Source organism: Kaistella yonginensis, from assembly GCF_030409525.1.
GTDB lineage: Bacteria > Bacteroidota > Bacteroidia > Flavobacteriales > Weeksellaceae > Kaistella > Kaistella yonginensis.
Genome location: NZ_JAUFQB010000003.1, coordinates 62,768 through 83,897 on the forward strand (window position 1 = coordinate 62,768; position 21,130 = coordinate 83,897).

The 21,130-nt window shown below is 36.0% G+C and carries 21 protein-coding genes; 7 read left to right on the forward strand and 14 right to left on the reverse strand.

From position 1 onward, the window contains the following. The first annotated feature begins 37 nt into the window (after positions 1 to 37). The 3 genes from pncB to QWY78_RS01220 are packed head-to-tail and all read left to right on the forward strand — an operon-like array spanning position 38 to position 3,551. A complete protein-coding gene (pncB, locus tag QWY78_RS01210) occupies positions 38 to 1,219 on the forward strand; it encodes a nicotinate phosphoribosyltransferase (RefSeq protein WP_290215843.1) in 1,182 nt (393 codons plus the stop codon). 51 nt (positions 1,220 to 1,270) lie between these two features. Beyond that, entirely contained in the window at positions 1,271 to 2,782 is a 1,512-nt protein-coding gene (locus QWY78_RS01215; protein WP_290215844.1) for a DNA recombination protein RmuC, read from the forward strand. Between the two features lie 4 nt (positions 2,783 to 2,786). Further along, positions 2,787 to 3,551, forward strand: a complete 765-nt coding sequence (locus tag QWY78_RS01220) for a TrmH family RNA methyltransferase (RefSeq protein ID WP_290215845.1) — start codon at positions 2,787 to 2,789, stop codon at positions 3,549 to 3,551. Between the two features lie 50 nt (positions 3,552 to 3,601). Here QWY78_RS01220 and QWY78_RS01225 read toward each other — a convergent pair whose 3' ends face one another. Next, on the reverse strand, positions 3,602 to 3,859 hold the full coding sequence (locus tag QWY78_RS01225) for a hypothetical protein (RefSeq protein WP_290215846.1): 258 nt from the start codon (positions 3,857 to 3,859) through the stop codon (positions 3,602 to 3,604). Positions 3,860 to 4,039: 180 nt separating this feature from the next. Here QWY78_RS01225 and QWY78_RS01230 point away from each other — a divergent pair, with 180 nt between their 5' ends. Together QWY78_RS01230 and QWY78_RS01235 are read left to right on the forward strand one after the other, a co-directional pair. Next, complete coding sequence (locus tag QWY78_RS01230) at positions 4,040 to 5,209, forward strand: hypothetical protein (protein WP_290215847.1); 1,170 nt, start codon at positions 4,040 to 4,042, stop codon at positions 5,207 to 5,209. Beyond that, positions 5,193 to 5,777, forward strand: coding sequence for a hypothetical protein (locus QWY78_RS01235; RefSeq protein WP_290215848.1), 585 nt, complete (start codon positions 5,193 to 5,195; stop codon positions 5,775 to 5,777). The genes QWY78_RS01230 and QWY78_RS01235 overlap by 17 nt, the downstream gene beginning before the upstream one ends. Here QWY78_RS01235 and QWY78_RS01240 read toward each other — a convergent pair. The 8 genes from QWY78_RS01240 to QWY78_RS01275 form a co-directional block, all read right to left on the reverse strand. Beyond that, positions 5,714 to 6,301, reverse strand: coding sequence for a 5-formyltetrahydrofolate cyclo-ligase (locus tag QWY78_RS01240; RefSeq protein WP_290215849.1), 588 nt, complete (start codon positions 6,299 to 6,301; stop codon positions 5,714 to 5,716). The genes QWY78_RS01235 and QWY78_RS01240 overlap by 64 nt on opposite strands. 60 nt (positions 6,302 to 6,361) lie before the next feature. Further along, positions 6,362 to 6,592 carry a ferredoxin gene (locus tag QWY78_RS01245; RefSeq protein ID WP_290215850.1) on the reverse strand — a complete coding sequence of 77 codons (231 nt, stop codon included), beginning with the start codon at positions 6,590 to 6,592 and terminating at the stop codon, positions 6,362 to 6,364. A gap of 25 nt (positions 6,593 to 6,617) precedes the next feature. Then, positions 6,618 to 7,865: a peptidase U32 family protein gene (locus QWY78_RS01250; RefSeq protein ID WP_290215851.1), complete on the reverse strand. Its 1,248-nt coding sequence runs from the start codon at positions 7,863 to 7,865 to the stop codon at positions 6,618 to 6,620. Then, positions 7,862 to 9,220: an oxygen-dependent tRNA uridine(34) hydroxylase TrhO gene (gene trhO / locus QWY78_RS01255; protein ID WP_290215852.1), complete on the reverse strand. Its 1,359-nt coding sequence runs from the start codon at positions 9,218 to 9,220 to the stop codon at positions 7,862 to 7,864. Before trhO ends, QWY78_RS01250 begins: the two co-directional genes overlap by 4 nt. 219 nt (positions 9,221 to 9,439) lie before the next feature. Then, entirely contained in the window at positions 9,440 to 10,744 is a 1,305-nt protein-coding gene (locus QWY78_RS01260) for a dicarboxylate/amino acid:cation symporter (RefSeq protein ID WP_290215853.1), read from the reverse strand. Between the two features lie 329 nt (positions 10,745 to 11,073). Then, on the reverse strand, positions 11,074 to 11,493 hold the full coding sequence (locus QWY78_RS01265; protein WP_290215854.1) for an SH3 domain-containing protein: 420 nt from the start codon (positions 11,491 to 11,493) through the stop codon (positions 11,074 to 11,076). 5 nt (positions 11,494 to 11,498) lie between these two features. Then, positions 11,499 to 11,978, reverse strand: coding sequence for a BON domain-containing protein (locus QWY78_RS01270; RefSeq protein WP_290215855.1), 480 nt, complete (start codon positions 11,976 to 11,978; stop codon positions 11,499 to 11,501). A 178-nt stretch (positions 11,979 to 12,156) separates the two neighbouring features. After that, positions 12,157 to 12,768 (reverse strand): alpha-ketoglutarate-dependent dioxygenase AlkB family protein, encoded by a 612-nt coding sequence (locus QWY78_RS01275; RefSeq protein WP_290215856.1) that lies wholly within the window; start codon positions 12,766 to 12,768, stop codon positions 12,157 to 12,159. A gap of 62 nt (positions 12,769 to 12,830) precedes the next feature. Between QWY78_RS01275 and QWY78_RS01280 the strand changes: the two genes are divergently transcribed. Beyond that, positions 12,831 to 14,687 carry a CocE/NonD family hydrolase gene (locus tag QWY78_RS01280; protein WP_290215857.1) on the forward strand — a complete coding sequence of 619 codons (1,857 nt, stop codon included), beginning with the start codon at positions 12,831 to 12,833 and terminating at the stop codon, positions 14,685 to 14,687. A gap of 96 nt (positions 14,688 to 14,783) precedes the next feature. On the opposite strand, the gene QWY78_RS01285 is transcribed toward QWY78_RS01280, so the two are convergent. From QWY78_RS01285 to smpB, 3 genes are all read right to left on the reverse strand, one after another. Further along, on the reverse strand, positions 14,784 to 15,524 hold the full coding sequence (locus QWY78_RS01285) for a YebC/PmpR family DNA-binding transcriptional regulator (RefSeq protein WP_290215858.1): 741 nt from the start codon (positions 15,522 to 15,524) through the stop codon (positions 14,784 to 14,786). Positions 15,525 to 15,613: 89 nt separating this feature from the next. Further along, the gene (locus QWY78_RS01290; RefSeq protein ID WP_290215859.1) at positions 15,614 to 17,077 is read right to left on the reverse strand and encodes an OmpA family protein; all 1,464 of its coding nucleotides are present in this window, start codon (positions 17,075 to 17,077) and stop codon (positions 15,614 to 15,616) included. 77 nt (positions 17,078 to 17,154) lie between these two features. Further along, entirely contained in the window at positions 17,155 to 17,613 is a 459-nt protein-coding gene (gene smpB / locus QWY78_RS01295) for an SsrA-binding protein SmpB (RefSeq protein WP_034719015.1), read from the reverse strand. Between the two features lie 178 nt (positions 17,614 to 17,791). Between smpB and QWY78_RS01300 the strand changes: the two genes are divergently transcribed. Continuing rightward, complete coding sequence (locus QWY78_RS01300; RefSeq protein ID WP_290215860.1) at positions 17,792 to 19,414, forward strand: ABC-F family ATP-binding cassette domain-containing protein; 1,623 nt, start codon at positions 17,792 to 17,794, stop codon at positions 19,412 to 19,414. A gap of 166 nt (positions 19,415 to 19,580) precedes the next feature. Here the strand turns inward: QWY78_RS01300 and QWY78_RS01305 are convergent, their stop codons facing one another. Next, on the reverse strand, positions 19,581 to 20,387 hold the full coding sequence (locus QWY78_RS01305) for a ferritin-like domain-containing protein (RefSeq protein WP_290215861.1): 807 nt from the start codon (positions 20,385 to 20,387) through the stop codon (positions 19,581 to 19,583). A 28-nt stretch (positions 20,388 to 20,415) separates the two neighbouring features. Beyond that, entirely contained in the window at positions 20,416 to 21,126 is a 711-nt protein-coding gene (locus QWY78_RS01310) for a ferritin-like domain-containing protein (protein ID WP_290215862.1), read from the reverse strand. Between the last annotated feature and the right edge of the window lie 4 nt (positions 21,127 to 21,130).

A 21,130-nucleotide genomic window follows, 5' to 3' on the forward strand; every position in this document is an offset into this window, starting at 1 on the left:
TTTGAATATTTACATTTGTTTGAACTTATATTAAATTATGATTGAAGTCCGCTTAAAGTCAATTCTCGATAATGATTTCTATAAAATCACCATGCAAAATGCAGTGATTAAGCTTTTTCCGAACGAAAAAGTAAAATACCAATTCATTAATCGTGGCAACCACCATTTTCCGGAAGGTTTCGCAGTGGAGTTGCGAAAATCTGTAGACGCAATGGCAGAGCTAAAATTAACCAAAGACGAGAAGCAATTTCTAAAAGAAACCTGTCCGTATTTGGATCTTCCTTACTTGGATTTTTTAGCAGGATATCATTACGACCCGAGTGAAGTGAAAATCGTGCAAACAAAAAACTCCTTAGTAGTTACGGTGGAAGGGGAATGGTACAGAACAATTCTATGGGAAGTCCCGATTTTGGCTTTAATATCTGAGCTTCATTATGAGATGAACCACATGGAGCGTAATTCTAATGAAGCAGTGATCAAAAAAACTTTGGAAAAAGCAACCCAACTTAACGTATTGAATGTAACTTTTGCAGAATTTGGCACAAGACGAAGACACTCCTACAAAGTACATGATTTGGTGGTAGATTCTTTGGTGAAAAATAATAAATCAGGTCATTTTATTGGCAGTTCAAATGTTCATTTCGCCATGAAATACGGCGTAAAACCTATTGGAACACACGCGCATGAATGGTTTATGTTCCATGCTGCAGAATATGGATTTAAAATGGCAAACGCTCTTTCACTCGAGCATTGGGTAGATGTTTACCGTGGAGATTTAGGAGTTGCTTTATCTGACACGTATACAACGGAGGTCTTTTTCCGACAGTTTGATAAAAAATTTGCAAAACTGTTTGATGGTGTTCGTCATGACAGCGGCGACCCGATTGAATTTGCCAATAAAACCATTGAACATTATAAAAGAAATGGTATTAATCCGCTGTTCAAATACATCATTTTTTCTGATGGACTTAATTTAGAAAAAGTAGAAGAAATTACAAAAGCCTGCGAAGGCAGAATTGGAATATCATTCGGAATTGGCACCAACCTTACCAATGATGTTGGTTTAAAACCCATGAATATCGTAATGAAACTCATTGGCGCACAATCAATTAATGGCGACTGGATCCCGACTGTAAAACTATCGGATGAACATGGTAAATACACAGGAGATCCGAAAATGATCGAACTCGCCAAAGAATTTCTTCGCATAGAAAACTAAGAATTTCTCTACTTTCTAGATTACTATATTTAACTTTTGTATTTTTGAAAAATGGATTTTACTTCTATTATTTTCGGTTTATTTTTCGGTGTCATTTTGGGTGCAGTGATTCCGTATTTCATCTTAAAAGCCTCACATATTCCTCGACAAAAATTTGATAATTTGAATCAAAATTATATTAAAACAAATTCAGATTTAGACAATTACTTAATCAGAAATAAGGAGATTCAGCACGATTGGCAACAAGAAAAACAGACCAATCACATTCAAGCAGAAGTTCTCCATCAGGTGAAAAATGATTTAGCGACAGTTTCAGCAGAAAATATTTCACTCCATTCCCAATTTGAAGATCAGCGGGAAATTAATGCAAGACAAACGGTTCAAATAGAAAACCTTTATACAGAAAAACAGAATTTCTTCGCAAAAAACGCAGAACTATCAGCTAATAATAAAGCGCTAAAAATATCATTAGAGAATCAAAAAGAAGAAATCCTAAAAATACAAGAATTGGCCAAAACTGAGTTTCAAAATTTAGCCAATAAAATTTTAGAGGAAAAAACAAAAAAATTCACGGAGCAAAATCAACATCAGTTGAAAACAATTCTCCATCCTTTACAAGAAAAAATTACCGATTTTGAGAAAAAAGTAGATCATACTCATAAAGAAAGTATTGATTATCACGCCGCTTTGCGGCAGCAGATTATGGGTTTACAAGATCTGAACAAGCAAATGAGCCTAGAAACACTGAATCTAACCAAAGCATTAAAAGGCGACCATAAAATACAGGGCAATTGGGGCGAATTGGTGCTAGAAAGAGTTTTAGAAAAATCTGGCTTAGAAAAAGGCAGAGAATATGATATTCAAAAAAGCCATCAAACCGGCGAAGGTCGTTTACAGCCAGATGTTGTTATTAATTTACCCGATGGGAAAAAGATGATTATCGATTCAAAAGTTTCCCTCAATGCCTATGAAAGATACATTAATGAAGAAAGTCAGGATCTAAAACCAACGCATTTAAAAGAACATGTTTTGTCGTTAAAGCGTCATGTTGAACAGCTAGGTACCAAAAATTATCAGGCATTATATCAAATGGAAAGTCCGGATTTTGTTTTACTTTTCGTCCCGATCGAACCTGCTTTTGCCATTGCTTTGAATGAGGATACTCATCTTTATAATAAGGCATTTGAAAAAAACATTATCATCGTTACCCCATCCACGCTTTTAGCAACTCTAAAAACGATTGACAGCATGTGGACAAATCAAAAACAACAGGAAAACGCTCTAGAAATAGCCAGACAGGCAGGTGCATTATACGATAAATTTGAGGGATTTGTCACTGATTTATTAAAAATCGGAAAGAAAATGGAAGATGCAAAAACGGAATACGAAGGTGCCATGAATAAATTGGTTACTGGAAAAGGAAATCTGGTCAACAGTGTTCAAAAATTAAAAATCATGGGTGCGAAAGCGAAGAAGTCTTTACCAGATCACCTAATTTCGCAAGGACAATCCCATAATGAATTGGAGTTAGACCTTAAGGAAGAACCACAAAATCGCAATTAAAGAAATGATAGAAAGTTTTCAAAACGAAAAAATAAAATATGTAACCCGTTTGATCACCGATAATCGATTCCGAAAAAAGGAAAGTATTTTCATTGTGGAAGGACAGCAGGAAAACGAGCGAGCCTTGCAATTAGGATTTGATTCTCAGGAATTTTTTGTGGCACAAGATATTTTCAGTGGCGACTTACCCATAGGAAAAGTTCATTTGGTAACAGCAAAAATTTATGAAAAAATTGCTTACCGAGGAACTTCGGAAGGAATTATAGGAATTTTTAAAACGAAGGAATCAAATTTACAAGATTTCGAGCCGGCAGAAAACTCAGCGGTAATCGTTGTTGAGGGTATCGAGAAACCTGGAAATTTAGGTGCTATTTTAAGAAGTTGCGAGGCTTTTGGAGTAGATGCACTGATAGTCACCGATACGAAAGTCGACTTTTATAACCCGAATGTAATCCGCTCTAGTGTAGGTTGTCTTTTTGGAATGAATATTTTTTCTTGTAGTAATGAAGAAACGTACCACTTTTTAAAAGAAAATGGTTATCAGATTTATACCACGATCATGGATCAGCAATCTGAAAACATACAGAACCGAAAATTAAAAGAAAAGAGCGCTATTGTTTTTGGAACAGAACATTCTGGCTTAACTGATTTTTGGATTGGCAAAGGAAAAAATACAATAATTCCTATGGCAGGAAGTATCGACTCCTTGAATTTAAGCAATGCAGTAGCGATAAGTTGTTTTGAGATTTTACGTCAGAAATTGACATAAAAAAAAACCGCTTCTCAAAGAGAAACGGTTAATTTGTAAGTAGATACTAATTATTTAGTAGCTTCTTTAGCAGCTTCACCAGCTTCTACAGCAGCATCAGCAGCACCTTCTACAGCAGTAGCGCCAGCTTCAACAGTTACAGCAGCAGCAGAATCAACTACAGCAGCAGCAGAATCAACAACAGCAGCAGCAGAATCAACAACAGCAGCAGAAGAATCAACAGCAGAAGCAGTTTCTACAGTTTCAGTTTTGTTACAAGCTACAAGAGCTAAAGCAGCGATAGCAGCTACGAATAATGACTTTTTCATAATAAATTAAATTTAATTGTTTTGTTGTATTAAAATTTGTTTGTTCTCATTCATCATTTTGAACAGGACAAAGATAGGGCGAGAAAAAAATTTGTATTGGAAAATTAATTGTAATATATTTGTAAAATCATTTTACAAAATTACGTTACTGAAAATCAATAAATTACATACATTTAGCAATTGAGCGATTTAGATTTATTACACTTCGAACAGCTAAAAAATGAGGTTCAATCTCAATATTTAGACAATCACACTCCTTCCTTTGATGATATATCAAAATGGAAAGGCATAGATATAATCTATTTTCAAGAAGATTTGAGAAAAATCGCAAAGGGAAATATGAGTGAGAAATCTTTTTATACCTACTTCAAAAATTCTCCTGTAACCAAACTTCCAAGAATAGATATGCTTAATATCCTGAGTATCTATGCGGGTTATGTGTCTTGGTACGATTTTAAAAAGAAGCATCTTTTTGCCAATGAAATTTTAAAAGAATTCGAAGATTCTGATGAAAACATTCAAGAAAAACTAGAGAAAGAGGTAGAAAAAGCAGAAAATATCGCAGAAGAGCATCAAAATGAGCAAAAGCGATCTATTCCCATTCAAAAAGAGAATCTAAAGCCCGAATTAATAACCGATTTACAAATTTCAGCTACTGATAATCAGTTGATTAGTGAAAAAGCGCCGGTTTTTAGCACTTATGATACTTCTGAGCAAAAATCAACTTTAACAATTGTAAAAAAATATATTTGGTTGGGTATTTCTGGTATTTTGGCTGTTTTGGTTGGACTTTTAGGTTTCAAAGATGAACTCTTCAGCAAAAAATTCTACTACAGCTTTATTGATGCGGATCGAAACTCAAGGATCAATGCTGAATTACAGGTTCAAATTTTAAAGGAAAATGAATCACCTATTTTGTATAATGCCAAACCAAACGAAGCCTTTGTGTACACTACAAAATCAAAAAACTTGACCATGGTGGTTTCATCTCCTTATTATAGAACAGATACCATACGCCGCAATTTAGAAACTGCACCAGAGGCAGAAACCATAGAGTTGAAACCCAATGATTATGCGATTATGCTTTTCTATTACTCCAAATCAATAAAAGATTTGAAACGAAAAAGAGAATCGTTAAATTATTTGATCAGTGACAACGCGCTTATTTACCAAGTGTATGAGAATGAAACTTATGGTGTAGAAACCATGGATAAACAGAGATATATTAATTTAGTGACTTTGCCGTCCACCTCATTGGAGAATTTAGAAGTTATCGATACAAAAGATGATAAATCCAATAAAATAATTATGATTAAATTTAAAATTGCCACCGATGAAAAGCAAAAATAATATCGTTATTCTCCTAATCAGTTTACTTTTACTAGTATTTTCCTGCAATAAAGAAACCACCCAAAGATCTGATTTAGAAATTATTAGAAACAACAATAATAAAAAATCATATCCTGTTACGAAAATGGACAGTGTTCAGGCGATTGCCTCGATTACCAAACAAAAGATTCAGGAGCTGCTTGATTTGTCTACCTTGTATACCTCTGGTAACCGCGATACAGAAATAGACTCCGTTATTTATGCGCAAATGAACAGTTACTTCGTCAAACAAGACTCTAACAATCTAGGGCCTTTGTTGCTGCAATTAGACAGTTTAAAAGTTCAAACCGCCAAGGTCGGAAACATCAAGGTAACCAAGGAAATCAGAGGAAATGACACGCTTGATATGGCGAAGTTTTATGTAGAATACTTCGATTTTAGAAACCGCTTAATTGGCTCATTCGAAAAAAACGCGCAATATGTATTGCAACCATCGCCCGTGAAATTTCAGAAAGAGTTTAAATTTTATTTCGTGAATTTCGATTCAAAACTACCAAAAGACAGTACTTCTGTCGGGGTGACCAGATAATTTAAGGGAACATCAAAATCAGAAACATCATCAATTTCTTCATTTGGCGGAAAGAAACTTACACCAATTTTAACTGCATTGCGATTAATTTCAGAAAAAAACCGATCGTAAAAACCTTTGCCATAGCCTACTCTATTTCCAAATTGATCTGCATACAAAAGCGGAGTAATGACGAAATCATAATTTTTCACGCCGCAATCTTCGCTTCCGGCAGGTTCTTTTATCCCCCAAGAGTTTTCTATTAATGGGGTTTCTGCTGTAATTTCCAGGGCGATCAATTTACCTTTTATGATTTTTGGAACAAAAACCTGAATGTTATTTTCAAAAAAATAATTAATAAAAAGTGTTGTATCAACTTCCCCTTTCTCTGGAAGTGATAAAAAACAGTGAACGATCTGGTTCTCTTTTACATAAAATTGAGCAATAAAATTTTCAAATATATTTTTCGATAAAATTGAAATTTCAGCAGGAACTAATGTTTTCTTCTTTTCTAAATAAACTTTTCGGATTTCAGATTTTTTCATTTTCAAAATTACTAAAAAAATGACGTTTCAAACTTAGAAACGTCATCTCAGAATTACTCTTTATATTTCTTTAACCGTAATAATCTTTACCGGACAGGCTTTCGCAGCTTTATCGCATACCTCAAAAGCCTCATGATTTGAAATCTTTAAGGTATAGAAACCTTTTTTATTTTCTGTGTTTAATAAAACGGATTTCCCATCTTTCTTAGACATCCGAAAAAACTCCGGAGCGAATTCAGCGCAATAATTACAGCCGATGCATTTCTCCCGTTGAAGCGTTACGATGATCATTTTTTATAATGCGTAATTGGTAAGATTAGTCAGTTTGTACAATTTTATACAATTTATCCGAAGGTCTTACTTTAAAATCTGTTTTAAAGGTGACCACATCTGCTTTTGAGGCTTTGGTGGCCTCTGGTTTTTCATCCACTCGCATGGCTTCTAATAGCAATTCCTGCGAGCCTGTTGTGGGACCCTGAATCAGAATTTTATCACCGATCGTTAAATCATAGGCTTCAATTAAAAATTCTGCAATATTTGATTTCGGGTAGAAATGCCTTCCTTTTCCGATGTACACTTTTTTCTGAGTCGCAGCAGACCCATTTTCTGCGGACCATTCCCCTAATTTCTGACCAAGATAATAACCGCCCCAGAAACCTCTATTGTAAACGGTTTCGAGTTGTTTCATCCAGTCTGCAACTTTTTCTTGGTTATACGTTCCTTCTGCAATAGCGTCGATAGCTTCGCGATAACATTTCGTAACAGTCGCCACATATTCAGGTGCTCTACCACGTCCTTCAATTTTGAGAACACGTACTCCTGCATCTACAATTTGGTCTAAAAAATTGATCGTACACAAATCTTTGGGCGACATCATGTATTCGTTATCCAATTCAATTTCAAAACCGGTTTCCTGATCGATGACGGTATATTTTTTACGGCAATTTTGTTTGCATGCTCCTCGGTTTGCAGAAGAATTTGCGGAATGTAAACTCAAATAACATTTCCCAGAAACCGCCATGCAAAGTGCACCATGCCCGAAGATTTCAATTTCTACCAAATTTCCTGCTGGTCCTTTCACTTGCTCTTTCACTACCTGATCACAGATTTTTTTAATCTGCGTCATGCTTAATTCCCGGCTCATCACCATAGTATCGGCAAATAGCGCGTAAAACTTAACCGTTTCGATATTGGTGATGTTAATTTGGGTAGAGATATGCACTTCCATACCGATTTGTCGGGCATAAGAAATTACGGCCTGATCCATCGCAATTACTGCGGTAAGATTGGCTGATTTTGCTTTATCCAAAAGGGTTTTAATTAAAGATAAATCGTGATCGTAGATAATGGTGTTCAAAGTAAGATAAGTGCGAACTCCTTTTTCCGAGCATCTTCGGGAGATTTCCGGCAGGTCATCTAACGTAAAGTTCATGGAAGCACGCGCACGCATGTTCAACTGTTCTACCCCAAAATAAATAGAATCTGCACCATTATCAATTGCTGCTTGCATGGAAGTAAAATCTCCCGCAGGTGACATTAATTCGATTGTTCCGCTGTTTGTCATGAACCTACTATTTTATATAATTTATCAGATAATCGGATTCTAAATGGAGTTTCAAAAGTGATTTGGTCTCCAACTTTTGCTGTTTCACAAAGATTACCATTAGCAAAAAGCTCGGTAATGGTTAATTCCTGCTCACCAGTTGTTGGTCCGGAAATCAAGACTTTATCTCCAATGGTAAGTTCGTGATTGTTAATTAAAAACTGTGCGATTTTTGACTTTGTGTAATAGTGTTCAGCTTTTCCCAATAACAATTTTTTGATTGCAATTTTTTGGCGAATATTTTTTGATTCCGTCTTTGCCGATGGTTTGTTGGGTAAATCACCAGAGTTTTTAAATTTCAAAGCATCAGATTTTCCTTTTCTGAAAACCTTATTTCCCACTTCTTTTCCCTTTCTTAATTTTACCTGTTCGCTTAAAGGCAAATGTATTATTTCTAAACATTCGGTAGCACAGCAATTTTCCATCGCAGCTTTGCAATCATCACATTGAATAAATAATAAATGACAACCATCATTGGCGCAGTTCGTATGATTATCGCAAGGTTTTCCGCATTGATGGCATTGCGAAACAACATCATCGGTGATTCTTTCGCCTAAACGGTGGTCAAAGACAAAGTTTTTCCCGATGAATTTACTGTCAATATTTTCTACTTTGATCTGGCGGGTATATTCAATAATTCCGCCTTCTAATTGATAAACATTTTTAAAACCCTGATGTTTAAAATAAGCGCTGGCTTTTTCGCATCTAATTCCGCCAGTACAATACATTAAAAGGTTTGTATCTTCTTTAAAATCTTGTAATTGTTCATTAATAATTGGTAAACTTTCTCTAAAGGTCTCTACATCTGGTGTAATAGCTCCTACAAAATGACCGACTTCACTTTCATAATGATTTCTAAAATCAACTACGATTGTATTGGGGTCTTCGAGTAAATTATTAAATTCCTGCGCTTTGAGGTGAATCCCTTTATTGGTGACGTCAAAGGTTTCATCATTTAAACCATCTGCAACAATTTTGTGCCTGACTTTAATGGTGAGTTTTAAAAAGGAATGATCATCGTGCTCAACAGCCACATTTAACCTGATTCCTTTCATAAATTCGTATTCTTCCAGCGTATCGCGGAACGCCTCTAAATGATCTGCAGGAATACTCAGTTGCGCATTGATTCCTTCGTGAGCCACGTAGATACGACCCAATGCATCAAGTGTATTCCAGGCTATAAATAATTCGTCGCGAAATTTTTTAGGATCTGTGATTTTGGCGTACGCATAGAAAGACAAAGTAAGACGTTGCTTACCAGCTTCATCAATAAGTTGAGCTCTTTCTTCTGCGCTTAAGGTGTTGTACAGTTGCATGCTATAAACGGTTTAAGTGAGAAAAATAATGGTGCAAAGATAAACTTTTTGAAGGACTAAGAAAACAGATTTCATCATTAAAGTAAAAAGCCAACTCATGAAAAGTTGGCTTCCTATTTTATTTCTGTTACTTGTTTTATTTAAAATTCCTCTTTTATTAATTAAGATTACGAATTTTCCATTGATTGTTTTTACTGCGCACTCGATCTATAAAATTCATTAATTATTTTGTGCATAATTATCATCCCAGTTTTTGATTTCTGGATCATGCAAAAGACCTTCTGTTTTTGCGATGACCACCGCAACCGTTGCGTCTGAAGTTACATTTACCACAGTTCTTAACATATCTAAAGGTCGGTCTACTGCAAAAATAAGAGCCAACCCAGCTTCCGGAATTCCTGCTTGGCCAAGAACGATCACCAACATCACCATACCCGCACTCGGCACAGCAGCAGAACCAATAGATGCTAGTGTTGCGGTTAGAATAATCATCAGCTGCTGTCCAAGAGTTAGATCAATACTCATCACTTGCGCAATAAAGATGGCAGCAATTGCCTGATAAATTGCGGTTCCATCCATATTAATGGTTGCGCCAAGCGGAAGAACGAAACTGGCTACTTCATCATCAACACCAACATGTTCGATCACCCGTTCCATGGTTACCGGTAAAGTTGCAGCAGATGAACTCGTAGAAAAAGCCAAGAGTTGCGCCGGCAAGATCCTTTTATAAAATTTCCAAGGACTTCTTTTTGTAAATAAATAATAAATAGAAGAGTAAAACAATACGATAAGGATTGCCAAACCTAACACCACGGTAAGTGCATAGGCCAGCAAACCTGTCAAAATTGATGAATCTGGAATCTCTACCATCAACGCTGCTAAAAGTGCAAAAACTCCGTAAGGGGCAGTAAGCATGATGAGATCAATTATTTTTAAAATAATTTCATTCATTCCTTTAAAAAAACCAACCACGGGTTTGGAGTCTTCGGGTTTAATTAAAATAATTCCGATTCCGATTAAGACACTGAAGAAAATAACCTGCAGCATGCTTCCGTTGTCTGTTAATGCTCGGAAAAAATTATCGGGAACAATATCGACCAACGGTTGCAATGGTCCAGTGTTTTTATGCGCATCTGCCTGCAAAATTTTATTGGAAACATCATCTTTAAAGGTATCTAAAAGCTGAGCTCCCGCTTCTGCAGAAACAAAAGTTCCGGGTTGAATAAGATTCGCTAGAATTAACCCGAGGGAAACTGCAATTGCAGTGGTAAAAAGATAAAACACAAGTGTTTTACCCCCTATTTTAGAAATTTTAGAGATGTCTTTTAAATCTGCGATTCCCGTGATTAAAGAAACCACGATGAGCGGAACAGCTATTAATTTTAAAGAATTTATGAAGATTACACCGAAAGGTTTAACCCAATCTTCTACAAAAAAATTGAAACCCAAATGGTTCATCGTAAATCCAAAGATGATCCCAAGAATCATTCCTATTAAAATTTTCCAGTGTAATGCTAGTTTCATAGATGTTTATTTGAGCGATTATTCATAAGAGGTGGTACAAATATAAATTAAATTTTAAGAGTTAGGTGTTCTGCGAAAAAAATAAATGAAGGGAGAAAATTTTATATTTAATCAAGAAATTTTAAATAAGTGACTTCTCGGACAAGCGATTGCAATGAAAATCCTTTTTTTTGCAGAGGCTATAGCGGCGGTGAAAAAAGATTGTAATGGAAAGCGCGGTCTCGTCTGAAGATTTGGCGATGGGTGTGGCTTGGGGAAATCTGCAGACGAGATGGCCTACAAAAAAACCCCTGAATAATCAGAGGTTTCGTATTTTAATCGTGTTAAAATTAGGCTTGTAAATATCTTGCGTAAGCGTATCCTTCTTCACCATCGGCAGTCTTTACTTTCCACCAATCATCAGAGGTTTGCTCAACCAAAGTAACCGACTCTCCTTTCGCAGCTTTGCCAACGATGGCAGCTTCTGTAGAAGGTTCTTGACGGAGATTAAGGTTTGAAGATTCGGTCGCTACCATTAAAGTGGCACCAGCTGCTAATCCTGCAACTTGCACATCCACATTAATATCAGAGGCGGAATACGTAGAATCAATTGCTCCTAAAGCATTCCACACCGCATCTTTTGCGGCGGTGTTGCCTGCATTTCCGGATATGTATAAAATCCCATCTTGCTCAGAAACTTGTAAATTTGAAACTCCAGCAGACTGTGCTGCAGAAATTACACTTGCGTATTTATCTTGTAATGCATTCATTTTGATTATTTTACAGTATAATTATAGTTTACTTTTCCAACTTTCAAAGCATCTACAGACATTTTGATTTTTCTTGCTTGTTCTGGAGATACATTCCCGCTCAAGGTGAGTTCACCGTTTACGACTTCAACTTTTACTGATGGGAAATCTTTTACCGCATCAGAAACTTTTTGCTGAACTGCAGGGTCTACCGCAGAAACTGTTTCTACGACTACTGGTGCTTCAATTGTAGACATGTCCATCACATCTTTCACCCCAGGGATTGCTTTAAGAGAAGCGATCATTGCATCTTTTGACGCTTGATCGGCAAATGTTCCACTTAAATGTGCAGTTCCGTCTTTTACTTCTACGGAAGCACTAGGATTTGAAGTTACTACTGTTGTTGCTTGTGTTTGTAAGTCTGCATCGGAAACTTTCTTTTTACAAGAAATTGACCCGAAAGATACAGCAAGTGCCAAGGCAGCCATTGCGATTGTTTTTTTCATAATTGAATTTTATTTAAAGTTAAAAAAATTTAGTCTCAAATTTAATAATAAATTAGTAATCAGATTCATCGGAAGTTATAAAATTTTCATAAAATTTCGATTAGAGAATGTATTTCATCAGTGAATGACTGAATTCTCGATTACTTATATCAAAGATAGCCATAAAAAATTAAATTTATTAATTCTTCTCGATGCATCTAAAAGTTAAATTAATTCTGGCTGATAAAACCTTCTTAGTGGGCGGCAGTCGGTGGAGCCAAAAACTTTGAGTTTGCTCTTTCATCACGAGTAAGCTGCCATTTTCTAAAAATATTCCGACCTTTTCCTGAGTGATTTTATGTTTAAATAAAAATTTCCTTTCTGCACCAAAACTCACGGAAGCAATCGCACCGTTTTTCTTTAAATCCCTTTCGGCATCGCTGTGATAGGCCATACCTTCACTGCCGTTATGGTAAAGGTTAAGCAGACAAGAATTAAACTTTTCCTCGGTTTTCTCTTCAATTATTTTTTTTAATTGCAATAATTCTGGCGTCCAGGGAAGTGCTTTTTTGGTGGTTTTTGAGTAGGTATAGTCAAACGGTTCATCGCCATACCAAGCGACTTTTCTTTTGGTTAAAATTTTTTTACCACAAATAATGGCTTCATCATTTTTCCACACAATTGTTTCTCGTAGTTTTTCGCTAAAAAAATCTGCTTCTTCTTGATTAAAGATTTTGCCGTGATAATTGACGGTTCCGTCTTGGGGCAACACATTAAAATCAGGATCAGGGATGTTTTCAAATAATTCCATCTTTTGCATTTTCTGGTTCAAATTTCTACAAATTTTTTCATAAATTCGTTAAAATTTTATTTATGAAAAAACATCTTTCCTTCTTTTTCATGGTCTGTTTTCTGTGGGGAATGTCTCAAAATAGACCAAATAATACCTTTGTACAAGATCATTTTACGAAAAAGGAAGTTTATATTCCGATGCGAGATGGCACAAAACTATTTACTTCGATTTATATTCCAAAAGATATTTCAAAAGCACAAAAATATCCTTTCCTCATGCAACGAACATGCTATAGTGTTGCGCCCTACGGTGAGAATGAATATAAATCTTCTTTAGGCCCGAATAAATATCTAATGAAGGATCAATATATTTTCGTTTATCAGGATGTGCGGGGACGATATATGAGTGAAGGAATATTTACCAACATGACGCCGCAAGTGGAACATCACACTAAAAAAGATGTAGATGAAAGCACGGACACCTATGACACCATCGATTGGCTCTTGAAAAACATTGCTTACAACAATGGCAAAGTAGGGCAATACGGAACTTCATACCCTGGCTTTTATGCCGCAGCGGGTGCACTCTCTGAACACCCCGCTTTGGTCGCATCGTCACCACAAGCACCGATTTCTGACTTTTGGAATGATGACTTTCTGCATAATGGTCGATTTATGCTGGGCTATTTCCGAACCTTTCCTGTTTTTGGAATTCAAAAAACAAAAGCTGAAAATAAGGCTTGGTATATGGATACTTTCGTAAAACAAACTTCTGAAGATGGATTAAAATTTTACCGAGACATGGGTACTTTGAAAGATGGTTATGAAAAATACTACCAAGATAATTTCTTTATGACAGAAATTATGAATCATCCAAATTATGATGACTACTGGCAAAAGCGAAGCTTGCTTCCACATTTAAAAAACATTAAACATGCTGTGATGACCGTAGGGGGTTGGTTTGATGCAGAAGATTTATCTGGTCCCCTAAATATCTATAAAACGATTGAAAAGACCAGTCCACTAGCCAAGAACACGATCGTGATGGGACCATTTTCGCACGGTGCATGGTCAAGAGAAATGGGAAAGCATTTTCACAATGAAATTTATTTTGGAGACAGTATTGCAACGTATTACCAGACCAAGTTAGAAACGCCATTTTTTAAGCATTATTTAAAAGGAAATTCAAAGGCTGATGCAGGACTACCCGAAGCAGTACTTTATGATACTGGAAAAAAAGAATGGAAAGAGTTTTCTATTTATCCGCCAAAGAACAGCCAAAAAATTAGTTTTTACTTAGCAGATGGAACGTTGAAAAATAATCCATCTGGTAGCAGTTCTGAATATTATAGTGACCCAAACAATCCTGTTCTTAGTTCGGATAACTTAAAGGATTTTAATGGTTTTACGCCCAGAAATTATATGAGTGAAGACCAGCGATTTGCAGTAGGCCGTCCTGATGTACTAACTTTTACAACAGATATTTTAACCGAAGATCTTACGTTGACTGGGGAGATAATAGCCAAGCTCAATATAGCATCAACTTCCACTGACGCAGATTTCGCGGTGAAATTAATTGATGTTTATCCACAAGATTATTTGCCAAAAGAAAAAAAAGAAGGCGTGATCTATGGAAATTACCATCAGATGGTCCGTAGCGAAATTATGCCAGCAAGGTTTAGAAACTCGAGAGAAAAAGGGGAAGCATTAATTGCCAATAAAAAAACAACTGTTGACGTAAAATTACAAGATGTTCTGCATACTTTTAAGAAAGGCCACAAAATTCAGATTCAGATTTCTAGTACGTGGTTCCCGTTATTTGCTATCAACCCTCAGAAATTTCTAGCGAATCCTAATTTTGCAACGAAAGAAGATTATACAAAAGCCTTTATAAAAATTTTTGGAGATAGCTCACTGGAGATTTCAGTTCTTAAATAACTATTTAAAATAAAGAGAAAAAAGCCAAAACAATACTTATTGCTTTGGCTTTTTATTTGAGTGAATTCAAGAAAAATTGCTGAATATAAAGAAGAGCTATATTGAATTTAGCAAATCATCGGTCATCTCCATATTATGATAAACATTTTGCACGTCATCATCTTCTTCAAAACGTTCGAGCATTTTCATGTTTATTTTAAAATGTTCTTCTGAAACCTCTTTCGTATTATTTGGTATTCTTTGAACTTCTGCACTTTTAGGTTCAATACCCAACTCTTCTAATTTATGGGAAAATGCACCAAAATCCTCGAAGGCAGTGGTAATAAAAACCTCATCATCATCGTGGTCAATTTCTTCTGCGCCGCCATCAATCATTTCCATTTCAAATTCGTCCCAGTCCATTTTTATTAAGGAACGATCTAAAGAAAAAATTCCTTTTCGGTCAAAGATAAAGGCAAGCTCACCATTTTTTCCAAGGTTTCCATCAAACTTATTGAAGATAGCACGAACGTTAGCTACCGTTCTTGTAGGATTATTGGTGGTACAATCCACAAAGAAAGCGACTCCACCATGTCCGTAACCTTCGTAAGTAATTTCTTCATACTGTTCTGCATCGGCGCCGCTGGCTTTCTTAATTGCTCGTTCGACATTGTCTTTGGGCATGTTGGCTCCTTTTGCATTTTGTATACATCTTCGTAGGGAAGGATTTGTGTCAGGATCTGGGCCTCCAGCTTTAACCGCAAGTGCGATGTCTTTACCAATTTTTGAAAACGTTTTGGCCATTTTATCCCAACGAGCCATTTTAGAAGCTTTTCTATATTCGAACGCGCGTCCCATATTGTACAATTTAATTTTTACAAATTTACAAAAAATGCATAAAAAACGCCCTCAAGATGAGAGCGTTTCTTAATATTTAGAAAAAATAATTATTTTCTTTTTTTCTTAACTGATTTTTTAACAGCAGGTGCTTCAACGTCATTTTTTTTCATGTTGTCGAAATCTGGACCATCTAAAGAGATAACGATTACTCTTCTATCAGCCATTCTTTCTGCATCAGATGCATTTTCTGCAACCTGAGCTTGAGTTTCGCCTACACCTCTTGATTTCAATACAGAAGGACTAACGCCTCTTGCTTCTAAAGCAGCAACTACAGATGCAGCTCTTTGTTTAGACAATTTCAAGTTGAATGCATCAGATCCTTTTTTGTCTGTTTGACCTTCTAGTACATAAGTTCCACCATCTGCAATAATTACTTTTGCAGCAGCGTCTAACTTAGGGGCGGATTCTGCTCGAAGTGTAGCTTTACCAAAATCAAAGTAGATATTATTTAAAGCTTCAGTAGCTTCGAAAGCAGTTTGAGTTTTAGGTTTTGGACAACCATTATACTCTGCAAGACCGAATACGGTAGGACAAGCATCATCTTTGTCTAACACACCGTCTCCGTCAGTATCTGGCCAAGGACAACCTTGGTTTTCAGCAGGACCGGCAACATCTGGACAGTTATCATCTTTGTCTACAACACCGTCACCGTCAGTATCTGGCCAAGGACAACCGTTGTTTTCAACTGGACCAGCAACATCTGGACATTGATCATCGATATCTGGAATTCCGTCTCCATCAGTATCAGGACAACCTTGGAATTCAGCTAATCCTGGAGTATCTGGACATTTGTCATCTTTGTCTAAGATTCCGTCTTTATCTCTATCCATGTTACCGAATCTAAATAATAAAGATGCAGAAGCTTGGAAAAAGTTAGCCACATCTGATTTATCAGTTGGCGTAGAAACATAATCTCCTTGAACACCTAAACCGAAGCTTTTAGTAATCCAGAAATTAGAACCTAAACCAGTAGAAACGGTAAAGTGATCTTTTCTTCTTTGTGTACTTGGTTGGAATGAGAAACCATTGTAAGTTTGGCCATTCACATCAGTTAAAGGAAAAGTTACACCTGAATAGTCGTGTCTCATATAGTTTGCACCAACTCTTACGTATGGATCAAACCAAGAATCTTCATTCCAAAGACCGTTGAATTTAAATTGAAGACCTAAACCTGTCATTAGGAAAAACTCTTTTCCCATTCCGATTCTTTTGTTGTCAACATTCCCTACGGAAGTTTGCCAATCAATAACCGCATACTTGTTTAAGTTTCTTGCAACAGTTAACTTTGATAATGGTGGGGTGATTGTAAAATTGTCCATATTATACAACTCTCCTCTATCACCACCTCCGAATGCTGTAGAGAAAACATCTCCAGCACTTCCTCCTGCTGCAACATGATTTACTCCGTGAGCACCAACACCGATTAACCACGGGTTACTGGTAGTCTGAGCGAAAACAGTAGAGGCAACAGTTAGTGCCAATGCTGAAATTCCTAATTTTAGATTTTTCATAGAATTAAATGATTAAATAATTGATAATGCAAAATAAATATAAATTTTCTTTATAAACAAAGATTTTTCATCTTTTTTTAACTTTTCTTTAATATTCTGTCAAGATTTCGTTTATTTTCTCTTTCTTTTATGCTTTCGCGCTTATCAAAGAGTTTTTTTCCACGACCGAGTGCAATAAGAATCTTGGCTTTTCCTTTATCATTAATATATAATTTTAAAGGAATAATAGTATTACCAGCATCTTTCAGTTTTTTTTCAAACTTTTGCAATTCTCTTTTGTGCAAGAGCAACTTCCGTTCCCTTTTAGTTTTATGATTGTAAAATGTTCCCAACTTATACTCATCAATCATCATATTAATGATATAGAGTTCACCATCAATAAACTGACAAAACGATTCGGTAATACTCGCTTTTGAGGAACGCAAAGATTTAATTTCCGTACCCGTAAGTACCATCCCTGCTTCAATCTCCTCAGAAAGTTCGTATTCAAAACGTGCTCTTTTATTATAAATTGCAATCGATTTTTCAATTTTCATATTGCTGATTAATTTGATATGTTTGCTTATGTTAATTTTTATAAAATTTTAACATAATACTTTAAATTTTTGGCATTTAGGCAGTCCTTATTAATTATTGTCCTTAAATAGAGACTTTACGAAGAGTGCCTGAAACCCAATTTCTTTTCGTAATTTTGCACCAAATTTACAAAACTATATGTTAACAGTATCTAATTTATCTTTACAATTCGGAAAAAGAGTACTTTTTGACGAGGTAAATATTATGTTTACGAAAGGAAATTGTTATGGGATTATTGGTGCCAACGGTGCCGGCAAATCAACTTTCCTAAAAATCTTAACCAAACAACAAGATCCTACTACCGGTTCGGTTTCGCTGGAACCTGGAAAAAGAATGTCTGTTTTGGAACAAGATCACTTTGCTTACGATCATTTAACCGTTATCGAAACGGTTTTAAGAGGAAACAAAATATTATTTGACATCAAATCAGAGATGGATGCGCTTTATGCAAAAGAAGATTTTTCTGATGCAGATGGAATAAAAGCAGGAGAACTCGGCGTGGTATATGATGAAATGGGCGGCTGGAACTCTGAATCCGACGCCATGACCATGTTGTCTAATGTTGGTATTAAAGACGATATGCATTATCAAATGATGGGTGAACTGGAAAACCAGAATAAAGTAAAAGTCCTTCTTGCCCAAGCATTATTTGGCAACCCCGACGTTTTGATTCTCGATGAGCCCACCAATGATTTGGATATTGAAACCATCGCTTGGTTAGAAGATTTTTTATCAACCTACGAAAATACAGTAATCGTTGTTTCGCATGACCGCCACTTCTTGGATACGGTTTGTACTCATATCGGTGATTTGGATTATTCGAAACTAAATTTATATACCGGAAACTACTCTTTCTGGTACCAGGCTTCGCAATTAGCCACCAAACAACGCCAGCAATCCAATAAAAAAGCAGAAGAAAAGAAAAAAGAACTCCAGGATTTTATTGCCAGATTCTCTTCTAACGTCGCAAAAGCAAAACAAGCAACTGCACGTAAGAAAATGATCGATAAATTGAATATCGAAGATATTAAACCTTCATCCAGAAGGTACCCTGCGATTATTTTCGATACCGAGCGCGAAGCTGGAGATCAGATTTTAGAGGTTAAAGGTTTAGAAAAAACCAAAGATGGCGAACTGCTTTTCTCCAATATTGATTTAAATTTAAAGAAAGGAGATAAAGTAGCCGTTATATCTAAAAACTCTTTGGCAATTACCGAATTTTTCCAAATCTTAAGCGGGAATACCGAAGCAGACAAAGGAACATTCAATTGGGGGATTACTACCAATCAGTCATATATGCCCTTGGATAACTCAAGCTTTTTTCAAGAAGACATCAATTTGGTAGACTGGTTAAGACAATTTACGAAAAATGATGAAGAGCGCCACGAGGAATATATGCGAGGCTTTTTAGGAAAAATGCTTTTCTCTGGAGACGAAGCCCTAAAATCCTGTACCGTACTTTCAGGGGGTGAAAAAATGAGATGCATGTTCAGTAGAATGATGCTGCAACGCGCAAACATTCTTTTGATGGATGAACCAACCAATCACTTAGACTTGGAAAGTATTACGACCTTAAACAACTCCCTCGTTAGTTTTAAAGGAAACATTTTGCTTTCTTCTCATGACCACGAAATGTTGCAAACAGTCTGTAACCGTATCATTGAGTTAACTCCAAAAGGAATCATCGATCGAGAAATGACTTATGACGAATACTTAGCAGATAAAAAAGTTAAAGAATTACAACAGCAAATGTATTCTTAAATTCTATTCTGATAAATTTTTTATCCTTTAGAAAAAGGGAAAAGAAAATTTCTATTTTTAGAGATAAATTACAAACCGTTCAAGAAATTGAGCGGTTTGTATTTTTAAAGAAAATCCCTTCCATAAATAAATCTTCGAAGGGATAAAAAAACGATATTGGATTGTGTTACGCAATAAATAAACTTGCAATCGCAGTCGCTTGCGCTCCTGTAATGGTTTCATCGAAGGAAGCAGATCCTGCTGCAGCACCAAACAAAGTAGAAGTATTGAATCCTGCTTGAGTAATATTTTCTTCACCTGCGTAAACCGCGTCGGTCGCTGCAGGCATATTTCCGCCATTTTTCAGTTCGATCCAACCTTTGTTTGCACGCATTCTTCGTACTTTCGAAGCATGTCTTGCTTCAACGGAATGTATTTGCAATGCGGCTTGTAAAATAGCTTTGTTAGATGCTACATTTCCAGCTTGTCCCTTGTACGCGCGAACTCCTGTATCTTCAAACGCTTGAGCCAAAATCATAAATTGTTGATAATCGGTAAAAGGTTGAAAATTTCCACCAGCTGTAAAATCAAATGTAGGTTTCAGTCCAGGAGTTTCTCCCAATGAAGATATTGCTGCTTTTAAAAATGCAACGTGGGCAGTTTCATGTTGCGCAATCTGTTGAAAAACTCCTTTATCTGCAGCTGGAATTAAACCAGAAGTCATCAAACCTGTTCTGTAATATTCATCTTCCAAATATTCTAAAATCAAAGCCAATTGCAAGGCATCTGTTAATGCAGAAGCCGGAGCTAAACTTGAAGTTGGAGTTTCTGCTTTTGCAGAAGTAGCCATCAATGATCCCAAACCAAGCGGAATACTAGCAATTGCAGCTTTTTTTCCGAAGTCTCTAAGTTGAGAAAGACTTCCTAATCTTGAGGTTTCGGTGGTGAAAAATTTATCATCCGAAAGTTTATCTAATATATTAAGTAAGTTCATAATAAGTATATTTTAAAAGTTAATAAGATTACCCAATTCCTTGTTCTTTCCAAGTAAATGGTGTTTTGAAAAATCCTCCTGCAGCTGCAACGATATCTTTTGGTTCTTTTGCCACATCCAAACCATTGGCATCAACCACATCATTACCAGAAAAATCACCGGATCCAGGATTGATAATATCCCGTATTGCCGAAGCATGTCTCGCTTCTACACTTACAATTTTACCAGCAATGACTAAATAGTCGAGATTTTTGATATACTTTCCAGCACCATTATATGCTGCAACACCAGTATCTTCTAATGCTTTTGCGGTAGCAAGAATAGAGTTTCTGCTATTAAAATCGATGCCGTCATATTTAAATTCTAATTTCGGAGTAGGCATGGCTCCCGCTGCAGTAATCGCTGCCTTGAAAAAATCACGGTGAATTACTTCATGATTATAGATATCGATAAATACTTGCTTTTCTGAAGCAGAAATACCTGAATAAAAATTATTAACCACTTTCGTATAAAAATCTGCTTCTAATTGCTCCAGGGCATAAGCATAATTTAAAATCCCTACATCACCTTTTCCCAAGTCGAAGAGCTGCTCTCCTTCCATAAATTGGTAATCGTCTTCTCTACAACCAGCTAAAGTGAGTCCTGCAACAACAAGTCCTACTCCACCCAATTTTAGAAAATTTCTTCTGCTTGTATCCAAAGTAACTCCTTTGTTCGATACATGAATCTGTTTTTCCATAATA